The 10,406-nt window shown below is 39.6% G+C and carries 9 protein-coding genes; 3 read left to right on the top strand and 6 right to left on the bottom strand.

Going from position 1 to position 10,406, the window contains the following annotated elements; translation table 11 throughout:
• Window positions 1-235 precede the first annotated feature (235 nt).
• The 3 genes from G322_RS0114075 to G322_RS0114065 all read right to left on the bottom strand — a co-directional run bounded on the left by G322_RS0114075 (window position 236) and on the right by G322_RS0114065 (window position 3,919).
• Complete coding sequence (locus G322_RS0114075) at window positions 236-1,276, bottom strand: ABC transporter ATP-binding protein (RefSeq protein WP_022942386.1); 1,041 nt, start codon at window positions 1,274-1,276, stop codon at window positions 236-238.
• Window positions 1,276-2,826, bottom strand: a complete 1,551-nt coding sequence (locus G322_RS0114070) for an ABC transporter permease (protein ID WP_245542325.1) — start codon at window positions 2,824-2,826, stop codon at window positions 1,276-1,278. The genes G322_RS0114075 and G322_RS0114070 overlap by 1 nt, the downstream gene beginning before the upstream one ends.
• Before the next feature lie 73 nt (window positions 2,827-2,899).
• On the bottom strand, window positions 2,900-3,919 hold the full coding sequence (locus G322_RS0114065; RefSeq protein ID WP_022942384.1) for a Fe(3+) ABC transporter substrate-binding protein: 1,020 nt from the start codon (window positions 3,917-3,919) through the stop codon (window positions 2,900-2,902).
• A 180-nt stretch (window positions 3,920-4,099) separates the two neighbouring features.
• On the opposite strand from G322_RS0114065, the gene G322_RS0114060 reads away from it, so the two are divergent.
• A complete protein-coding gene (locus G322_RS0114060; RefSeq protein ID WP_022942383.1) occupies window positions 4,100-4,342 on the top strand; it encodes a PTS transporter subunit EIIB in 243 nt (80 codons plus the stop codon).
• A 360-nt stretch (window positions 4,343-4,702) separates the two neighbouring features.
• Here G322_RS0114060 and G322_RS0114055 read toward each other — a convergent pair whose 3' ends face one another.
• The 3 genes from G322_RS0114055 to G322_RS0114045 all read right to left on the bottom strand — a co-directional run bounded on the left by G322_RS0114055 (window position 4,703) and on the right by G322_RS0114045 (window position 9,150).
• Window positions 4,703-6,079: a sigma-54-dependent transcriptional regulator gene (locus G322_RS0114055; protein ID WP_022942382.1), complete on the bottom strand. Its 1,377-nt coding sequence runs from the start codon at window positions 6,077-6,079 to the stop codon at window positions 4,703-4,705.
• A 1-nt stretch (window position 6,080) separates the two neighbouring features.
• Complete coding sequence (locus G322_RS0114050) at window positions 6,081-7,187, bottom strand: sensor histidine kinase (protein ID WP_022942381.1); 1,107 nt, start codon at window positions 7,185-7,187, stop codon at window positions 6,081-6,083.
• 517 nt (window positions 7,188-7,704) lie between these two features.
• Window positions 7,705-9,150 carry a sigma-54 dependent transcriptional regulator gene (locus G322_RS0114045; RefSeq protein ID WP_022942380.1) on the bottom strand — a complete coding sequence of 482 codons (1,446 nt, stop codon included), beginning with the start codon at window positions 9,148-9,150 and terminating at the stop codon, window positions 7,705-7,707.
• Window positions 9,151-9,483: 333 nt separating this feature from the next.
• On the opposite strand from G322_RS0114045, the gene fliS reads away from it, so the two are divergent.
• The gene (gene fliS, locus G322_RS0114040; protein WP_022942379.1) at window positions 9,484-9,879 is read left to right on the top strand and encodes a flagellar export chaperone FliS; all 396 of its coding nucleotides are present in this window, start codon (window positions 9,484-9,486) and stop codon (window positions 9,877-9,879) included.
• A gap of 9 nt (window positions 9,880-9,888) precedes the next feature.
• Window positions 9,889-10,188, top strand: a complete 300-nt coding sequence (locus G322_RS0114035) for a hypothetical protein (RefSeq protein WP_022942378.1) — start codon at window positions 9,889-9,891, stop codon at window positions 10,186-10,188.
• The last annotated feature ends 218 nt before the right edge of the window (window positions 10,189-10,406 follow it).

Below are 10,406 nucleotides of genomic sequence, written 5' to 3'. Positions count from 1 at the left end.
CAGCTAAAGCAGCACGTCCTAATCATGAGCAGTAGCTTCTGGTGAATGGTTTATAAGTTCAAGTTCACAAGCAGTTAACCACGAAGGCACGAAGGGAAAGGAAGGTAGAACTTAAAGCCAACCTTTAATTTAATTTTCTTCGTGTCCTCAGTGTAGCGTAGTGGCTTCATGGTGAATTGTTCGACTGGATCTTAATTCTGCCATCTTTAACAAGAAAAAACTAATGTTTCACTTCCTAAACATTAAACAGCACAAATTCATGGGGGTTAATCATTAATTTAATATTATCGCCAACATGATAGAGATGTTGCTGACTCGTTTGCTTCACAAGGTACTCTTTGCCTTTAAAGCAAACAGTTATATTTTGAAATGCACCTAAATAATCAATATCGATTATTTTTGCATGACCACTTTCATCACCGCTCAATAATATCTGCTCAGGGCGTAATAATAGTTGCAACCTTGACCCAGGCTGATATTCAATAATGGATTCACTGGTTAAGATCCCAAAGTCAGACTGATAGCTATTTTTATTGATCACTTGTACATCAATATAGTTACTTTGTCCCATAAAATCGGCAACATAACGTGACTCTGGAAAGTTATACAATTGCTGTGGCACACCAATCTGCACGATTTTTCCTGCTTGCATCAGCGCAATTTTATCCGCAAACGCAAACCCTTCTTCTTTTGAATGGGTCACAAACAGAGCACTCATTGAGCGCGCTTTTAATAACCGACGAATATCTTTAATCAGCTGAAAACGAACATGTTGATCAAGATTAGAAAAAGGCTCATCTAATAACATTAAGTCAGGTTGATAAGCAAGGGCGCGAGCAATGGCAATACGTTGCTGTTGTCCGCCAGAAAGTTGATGTGGAAAACGCAAAGCGTAATCACTTAAGTGTACTAATGATAAAACATCTTCGACACGCTGTTTTTTTTCTTTATTGCTCAGTTTTAGCAATGAGAAAGCAACATTATCAAAAACATTAAGGTGTGGGAAAAGTGCATAATCTTGGAAAATGAGGCCTACTTTACGTTTTTCAGGTGCTACCTGTATCTTATTCTCATCAACAATCACCCCATTAATGGTAATTGAGCCTGAAAGCTCGGCTTGTAATCCTGCTACAGCACGTAAAAGTGTTGTTTTTCCACAACCACTTTCACCCAATAGGCACACTATCTCATTATCTTGTAAATCCAAATCCAGATCTTTTAATATTTGATTTTCTTGATAAAAACAGTTTAATTTTTTAACAACTAATGCAGACATTAACAGTCCTTCTCTAATAAACGATTCACAACAATAAAGGGGATAAGCCCCATCAAAACAATTAACAGTGCAGGCAGAGCAGCATACTCAATCATCTCATCAGAAACAAATTGATAGACATAAGTTGCTAAAGTTTCAAAGTTAAAAGGACGTAATAAAAGTGCGGTCGGTAACTCTTTCATCGCTTCAATAAAAACCAAAATAAAGGCGGTTAACATCCCTTTTTTAATCAGCGGTAAGTTAACACGACGAATGGTTTGCCCTACGTTTTGCCCTAATGAGCGAGAAGCAAGATCAAGCGTTGGTGAAACTTGTGCCAAACTACTTTCGATACTGCCCACCGCGATTGCACTAAAGCGCATTAAATAACCGAAGACTAAAATAAACAGCGACCCCGAAAAAATCAAACCAACACGCGAGAAACCAAATTCAACAAGTTGCCGATTAAGCCATAAATCCAAACTGGTAAAGGGGATCAAAACCCCAATCGCTATCACCGTTCCCGGCACCGCATAACCTAACGACGACAAACGAATGGTCATTTTTGATAATATTCCGGGTGCTAAACGCTGGTAAAAATTCAACAGTAGCGCCAGCAGTAACGCCAATGAAGCCACAATAATCGCCAACCAAAAACTGTTTAGGGTGTATTGCCACAATTGCGTATTTAACGATTCTGAAAAATAGCCCAGCGCATAATAGATAAGCACACTCAACGGTAATATGAAGGAAAAAAAGAGCAAGCTCCATAAAAAAGTTAAAACGCCCCACTTTTTACCGTGCGTTAAAACAAAGCGCAGATCAGTGTGTGTCGCGCCACTGCGTTGATATGTTTTTTGCTTACGTCGACTATAACTCTCTAAACTTATCAAGATAACCAATGCCAGCAACATAATCGATGATATTTTAGCGGCGGTTGTTAAACTGCCTAGCTCCAACCAAGTGTCATAAACAGCCGTGGTCAGTGTGTGTACCGCAAAATAATTTACCGTAGCAAAGTCACCTAATGTTTCCATTGCAATCAGTGATAGCCCCACCGCCATTGATGAACGAGCCAGTGGAAACGAAACACGTTTAAAGGCTTGAAAAGGTGATAAACCCAAGCTTCTTGCAGCCTGAAACAATCCACCAGATTGCCCAAGAAAAGCACCACGTAGTAGGAGGTAAAGGTAAGGATAGAGGGTCAAACTTAAAACCAAAATCGCACCATTAATAGTGCGAATATCAGGAAAGTAATAATCATGAACGCTTTGCCAATGCATAAATTCACGTAAAAAACCTTGAATCGGTCCACTAAAATCAAATAGATCAGTGTATACAATCGCCACAATATAAGGAGGAATCGCCAAAGGTAGCATCAATGCCCATTGTAAAATGCTACGACTAGGAAAATCACAACACGCAATAAACCACGCACTTGGCAGTGCAAAGCAGAAACTCAGCAATAATACGCCGGCAATAACAAGTAACGTATTGACAGTATAATCAAACAGAACAGTATCAATAAGGTGCTGAAAGCTACCACTGCTATCAACGGAAAAAGCACTCATTACGAGTGCTAATATTGGCATAACTAACAAACAAGTGACTGCCCAAGGCAGTAACTTGTATATCGAAAATTTCTTAGAGATCAAACTTCACTTCATCCAATAATTTTACCGCTGCTTCATGTTGCTTAGCAATCTCAGCAAGAGGTAGCGTATCTGCTTTAAATGTTCCCCATGATGCAACCAATTTAGACGGTTGTACACTTACTTTTACTGGGTATTCATAATTAACTTCAGCATACATTTTTTGTGCAACATCGCTAGACAAAAACTCCATCAATTTAATGGCATTTTCTTTGTTCGGCGCATATTTCGCTAATACAACACCACTCACATTAACATGTGAGCCCGTTGTTTTTTGATTTGGGAAGTTAATACTTACCGCTTCTGCCCAGCTAACCTGTTTCGGATTCGCTAACATTTTACCGAGGTAGTAGTTATTACCCAACGCGTAATCACATAAGCCATCTTTTACCGCTTTCACTTGCGCGCGATCATTACCCTGTGGTTTACGTGCAAGATTTGCTTTCACACCTTCAAGCCATACTTTCGCTTTTGCTTCACCCTCATGGGCAATAATAGAAGCAATCAGTGAAACATTATAAGGATGCTTACCTGAGCGAGTACAAATTTTACCTTTAAACTCTGGGCTTGCTAAGTCTTGGTAAGTAATATCTTTCACTGCACCTACACGTTCAGATGAAGAGTAGATATTACGTACACGGGTGGTTAATGCAAACCATTGATTATCAGGATCACGGTACTGACTTGGAATGTTTTTATTTAACACTTCACTGTGAACCGCTTGCGTTAAGTCTTGACTGGTTAGTTTCACTAAACGGCTAATATCCGTTGTTAATACTAAATCTGCAGGAGAAAGTTCACCTTCTCGCTTAATACGCTCAATAAGCCCTTGTTTAGCAAAAAGAATATTTACTTTAATATCTGTTTCTTGAGTAAATTTTTCCATTATAGGCTCAATCAAGAAAGCTTGACGGAAAGAGTAGATATTTACCTCTTGTGCAAGTGTAGAGAATGAAGTAGCAGTCAGCGCAAGCAGAGCCGCACTATGAGTGAATATTTTTTTAATCGGCATAAAATCCATCCAAATAGTAATAGTTATCAATTTACAAGCATATTAGTGATAGTGATTCCCACTTGCAACTATTATTTTAATTATTATCAACAAAAATAAACAGTACATTGAACTTTTAAGCTAATGGTGAGTGTTTTTTCTACTGTTTGCAGTCAAAATAATAACTTAGGAGTATTAACCATGGAAAATATCATTCAAGAAGTGAACAGTGCAGTAGGTGGAAAAGAAAATATAAAGTGTTGCACAAACTGCATGACACGTCTTCGATTAACATTAAAAAATGACAGTAGTGCCGATCGTGCCCAAGTTAAAAACATAACTGGTGTCTTTGGCATTATTGAAGCAGATGAGCAGTTTCAAATTGTACTTGGCCCAGGTAAAGCACAAAAATCGGCAGAGATCTTAAATAAGCTTATTGCTTAACCGCTCTTTAAAGAGAGTCAAAGATACCTTAGCGTAATTTGTAAAAGTTACACTGGGTATTATCTCAATAACTAGCTCCCTTATTACCACTATCTCAGGGAAAACGGGTCTAAACAACACAGTTCAAGTACATTTAACAACCAACCCTGCGATATTTTCTTGATTAAAAGAGTCTAACCTCTATTTCTATTAATGAAACACATGCAGGACTAAAGTCCCACTTCCAAAGCAACTAATTACCCTCGGAAGTGGAACTTTAGTCCTGCCTTTTGATGCTTGAATTAATAAGTGGCGAGAAAGCGAACTCATTCTGTTTGTTTTAGGCCCGTTTCCCCTGAGGACTAGCACCCTTAAAACTAACTATGCAGGTAATGCGATACCTTGATCTTTCATTCGCGCCAATTTATAACGTAATGTGCGCGGGCTGATACCTAATAATTCTGCCACATCTTTACGTTTTCCTGAACAGCTTTGCAACGCATCTAAAATAATTTTTTGCTCTTGATCTTTCAACCCTTTGCCCAGCACAGCTTGCTCACTTTGTACTTCTGATATTTGTACCTTTTCAATAGGTTCAATCACTTCTGGTTCAATACACATATGTTCAAACTGTATATCTTCTAAAATTAATGATGACTCGTCAATCTTTTGACCATCACAAAGAATCATAGCGCGTTGCATCACATTATCCAATTCACGTACATTACCAGGCCAAGGATAAGCTAATAATATTTTTTTGGCGCTCTCTGTTAACAAAGGAATAGCTTGCGATTGCGCCAACGCATGACGTGCTAAAAGGTGCTCAGCTAGGGGTAAAATATCTCCTTTGCGTTTATTCAGCGCTAACCACTGCAACGGAAATACATTTAAACGATAATAGAGATCTTCTCGAAAGGTGCCCGCTGCGACCGCTTTTTTAAGATCGCGGTTGCTAGTTGCAATCACGCGGATATTAAGCTTGATGGTTTTACGCGAGCCTAAGCGTTCTACTTCGCGCTCCTGTAACACTCGTAACAATTTAACTTGTAATTCAAGTGGCATCTCCGTTATTTCATCTAATAAAATAGTGCCATTTTGGGCTTGTTCAAATTTACCTGGACATGCTTGAATCGCGCCTGTAAACGCACCTTTTTCATAACCAAAGAGCGTTGACTCCAACATTGTATCTGGAATAGCGCCACAGTTAATGGCGATAAAGGCTTGCTCACTGCGTGGAGATTTATCATGTAAATAACGAGAAAGCACCTCTTTACCACAACCACTCGGCCCCGTTATCATTACAGTGGCATCACTTTGAGCGACTTTATCTGCCATCTTAAACATCATTTCAGTACTTTTATCACCGTAAATAGGCGTGCAAGATTCAACTTTGTTAACAGGCACATAACGACTCACCTGATTTAATAACACCTCAGGTGAAAACGGTTTGGCTAAATAATCTATCGCACCATCACGCATCGCATTCACCGCATCATTAATCGTCGCATACGCAGTCATCAATAAAACCGGTAAACTGGGGTATTTGTCTTTTATATTTTGTTGCAGTGTTAACCCTGACATGCCGCCCATCTGAATATCACTGATTACCATATCAAACTTCTGCTGATTCAACATAATTAACGCGGCCTCACCACTATCGACTTCACTGCAATGATAACCAGACAATAACAGTGTATCGACCAGCGCTTCACGTAATCCTGCGTCATCTTCAACAACTAATAATCTACCTTGTGACATATTAACCTCCTACCACTTGGCTCAATGGGATCTGTTTATAATTACCGACACGATGTAGCGGCAATACCAAGGTAAAGCAACTACCTTTACCGAACTCTGATTTAACTTCCACACTGCCTTTATGTGCTTGTGCAATGGATTGCACCACCGCGAGCCCAAGCCCTGTACCTTGTGGTTTAGTGGTATAAAATGCTTCCATCACTTTAGCAATATGCCCTTTCTCAATGCCGGGACCATTATCCATCACCGAAATTTCTACCTGTTTATCACCTCGACGTTGCGCACTGATATAGATCTGTGCCCCTTTTCCGGTCGCTTCTACTGCATTTGAAATAAGATTCGTCATGGCACTAGCAAGTGCACTTTTATTTGCCATGATCAACAGATCAGGATCAGGCAGACGACACTGTAAATGCCCATCAACTTGCATTAACATCGTCTCACTGGCATCTTGCACCTCTTCAAGAAGCGTCACCAAAGAAACTTCTTCAATAATTTTTTGATCGCCACTGCGTGCAAAGAGCAACATATCATTCACTTGTGTCTCTAAATCATTCAAGCGATTCATCAATTTACCTTGGAAGCGAGAGCGAGATGTTTCTGTTAGCGTTTTATTGGCAAGATTAGCACCGTATAACATAGCAGCAGAAAGTGGCGTTCTAATTTGATGCGCGAGTGATGCCACCATTTTACCTAATGAAGACAGACGTTTAAGCTTCGCAATATGCTCTTGTAATTGACGTGTATTGGTTAAATCAGTTAATAAAATAAGTTGGCCGGGTTGGCCCTTTAATGAGGAGATAGAGAGCTGAATACGACGACCATTTTTCAATGAAATTTCATGACCATCATCATTTTTAGGGGCAAATGAACGATCAATGATATCACTCCACAGTTGTCCCTCTAGTGGCTCACCAAGCAGTGATATTGCAACGCGATTAGCTTGCTCAACAACACCATACCCATCAATCACAATCAGACCCGATGGCAACTCGTTATAGAGTTGATCCATATAATTGGCTTGTGCACGAAGTTGTTTTAACTCCCCGACAAAGGACTCTTTATCTAAAGATTGATTGGTTATTTGTGGACTATTATTGGTCATCATATCACCCGCTTTAAATTTGCTCTTACAAGCTATAAGCAGTATCTATGCCAACAGATATATACTCAACAATAACAAACAGTTAGATGCAGACAGTCACAAAAATGACAGGCCTAAACGTTTATTAAAAATAGGGTTAAATACTTGAGTAGGGGTAATAATAGGTAGGCAAAGTGGCACGCAAAAAAACAAAAATATAACCACGAAGCCACTGCTCATGATGAGGACGTGCTACTTTAGCTGCGCCAAGAGTAAAAGCGAAACTAAAGTTTCACGTCCCAAGAAAGACAAAGAATTTAACTTCCTTTTCCTTCGTGGTTAACTGCTTTGCCTTGTTGCCAACCGGAAGTGGGAGCGAATTGAACGTCAGTTCAGTATTATGAGCGGGTAAGCTCTGCGAACCCTTTTTTTCAGTCCTGCCTATTTTTAACAGTTCAAAACCAAAAGCGCAGGACTGAAGTCCCGATTCCAAGTGAACTGTAATGGTTAAATGCTTGTGAACTTACAAAACATAACTGCATTAACCCTCTTTATTCAGCCCATACTTCTTCATTTTCTCGACTAACGTTGTGCGGCGCATTGAAAGGAGTTCAGCTGCATGTGAAACAACTCCACCTTGGCATTCTAACGCTTGGCGAATCATCTCAATTTCAAACTCAGTCAATTTGTTTTTTAGATTCATTCCCTCTGTTGGAAGGTGACCTAAGAAACCGAGTGTTCCATCAAAAACCTCAGATTCCTCTGCAATAACAGGCGCATCACCAAATATGCCACATAACGCATCACGCTCAGCCAACGCTTCCTCTTCCTCACTGTATTGAACCTGCTCAACCCTCTCGCCATTCGCATCAATATAACGGTATTTAATAGGCAGATCACTCAAGTCAATAATTTTATTGGGGTGTAAAATAAGTAGGCGCTCTAATAAGTTAGATAACTCACGCACATTGCCCGGCCAGCTGTGTTGCATCAATGAATCAAGCGCACGTTGTGTGAAGCGCAGTGTGGCTTTATGATCACCTTCAAGGCGTGAAAGTAGCTCTTGTAATAGCAGAGGAATATCCTCTTGTCGGTCGCGCAAAGCAGGTTTCTCTATTGGGAACACATTTAAACGATAATAGAGATCTTCTCGAAATGTCCCCTGTTCAATCAACGCCTCTAAATTGCGGTGAGTGGCCGCAATAACACGCACATCGGCCTGCACGGTTTTAGTACCACCCACCCGCTCAAAAGTACGCTCTTGTAAAACACGTAATAGTTTCACCTGCATCGGCATCGGCATATCACCAATTTCATCTAAAAACAGTGTGCCCCCTGCCGCCAGCTCAAAGCGCCCTTTGCGTGCAGAAAAAGCTCCGGTAAACGCCCCTTTCTCATGACCAAACAGCTCACTTTCTAACAGCTCAGCGGGAATAGCACCACAGTTAATCGGCACAAAAGGCCCTCTTTTACGTTGGGATATTTCATGAATAGCGCGGGCAACGACCTCTTTACCCGTGCCAGACTCACCTAAAATCAATACATTCGCTTTACTGTCTGCAACTTGCTCAATCAGATAACGAATCTCCTGAATACGCACACCACGGCCCACTAACGACTTGGTTAAATAAGCACTCGCTTTACCCAATTTTTTACCGGGATTATGGAACGACTGGCAATAGTGTAATCGTTGTGTCAACTGATCATAGGCAATCGGAAAGCTTAATACACCAAGGAGATTTTCTTTTATCTCCACCTTTGCCCCTTCAAGTGTTAAAAAAGGTATTTTAGCAAAATCACCAAGAAGCGCGGTGGTTATTGACTCTCCATAAATAATGCACAGGGGTCTGCATTCATTTACTTTACTTAGCAGTTGCTTAGCATCAACCACTTCACACTGTTCACCAACAAAACGCAGTACCGTTTTTAATTTTTCACATTGTTCTGCTTTTATTGCAACTAAATAGACAGGGGCTCTCTCTTGCATAAAATTCACTCTTTAAAATCAACTAACGCCAAGTTTAGGACAATTTTTAATAATTGTGTATGATCAATGTCAAAAACATGACGATGACCGATTAATGACAAATAATAGGCTATTTACTTGATAATACGGCAATAAAATATTTTAAATAGATAAAATAATAAGTGGGTATGAATATTGCTGAGTTATACTGAATAGTTAAAAACAGTGTGCCAGAGTGGATATTAATCATAAACCCGCATCACATTGCAAATGTTGCAGTAAAAAGATGCATTTATGAAAAGCCACCGTAAACTGTTTACAGTAAATTAAAACTATCAAGCAAGGAAAAAAATTATGCGCCGTTCTCTTCAGCAGTATAAAAATACTGGTATGGCACACGTTGAACAAGCCGATCCACACACACTTATCTCATTAATCATGCAACATATACTCGGTAACTTAGCGGGTGCTAAGGGTGCAATTGATCGAAAAGACATTGAAAATAAAAACAAAATGTTAGGAAAAGCCATTGGGCTTATTGGCGAATTACAAGACTGCTTGGACATGGAAAAAGGCGGAGAGATTTCAATCAACCTTTATAATTTATACGCTTACATGATAACGCAAGTATCACAGGCGAATATTAAAAACTCCCCAGAGCCATTGACCGAGGTTATCTCTCTAATCAGCGAGATAAAATCAGGCTGGGATGGCATTCCACAAGATATTCGCCAACAATACAACAAGTAAGGGTTGAATATGAACAGTATCAACGCACAACTTGAACGACTTTTTGAATTTGAAAAACAGCTTAATCAACTACTCAAGGATGAAGAATATGAGCAGTTTCAACAGCAACAAGATCTGTTTACCGATCAAGTTAAGTATCTGCTTGATACCAACTCAGAAGAGATGCTAGCCACTGTAATCACCCAACTTAAGCAACTTGAAGATGCCATTAAGCAGCTACAATCACGCTCAGGTATTTATTTTCAAGAATTAAAAGAAAAGTCTTTATTACAACGTCGTAATAAAAAAAAAATAAAAGCGTATAAATAAGCCTTTGTTAAGAGACTATACTAGGGGCGGATTACGCTTTGTATGAATTTCATCCAAAAAGTACTTCAGCCCTAAAATTCTGATCCCAACAAGCTCGTTGCATCTTACCTGCAACACTATCTTTGAAAGAATTATCTTTCACAAGCCCCAGTAAAGCCCTCCTAAAAGTACATAAATTTCGAGCGCCATCATCAGCATAGATTTGACATTCATCTTCT

Source organism: Psychromonas hadalis ATCC BAA-638 (assembly GCF_000420245.1).
Taxonomy (GTDB): Bacteria; Pseudomonadota; Gammaproteobacteria; order Enterobacterales; family Psychromonadaceae; genus Psychromonas; species Psychromonas hadalis.
Note: the sequence above shows the minus strand (reverse complement) of the source record. Positions and strands in the feature narration are given on the sequence as shown.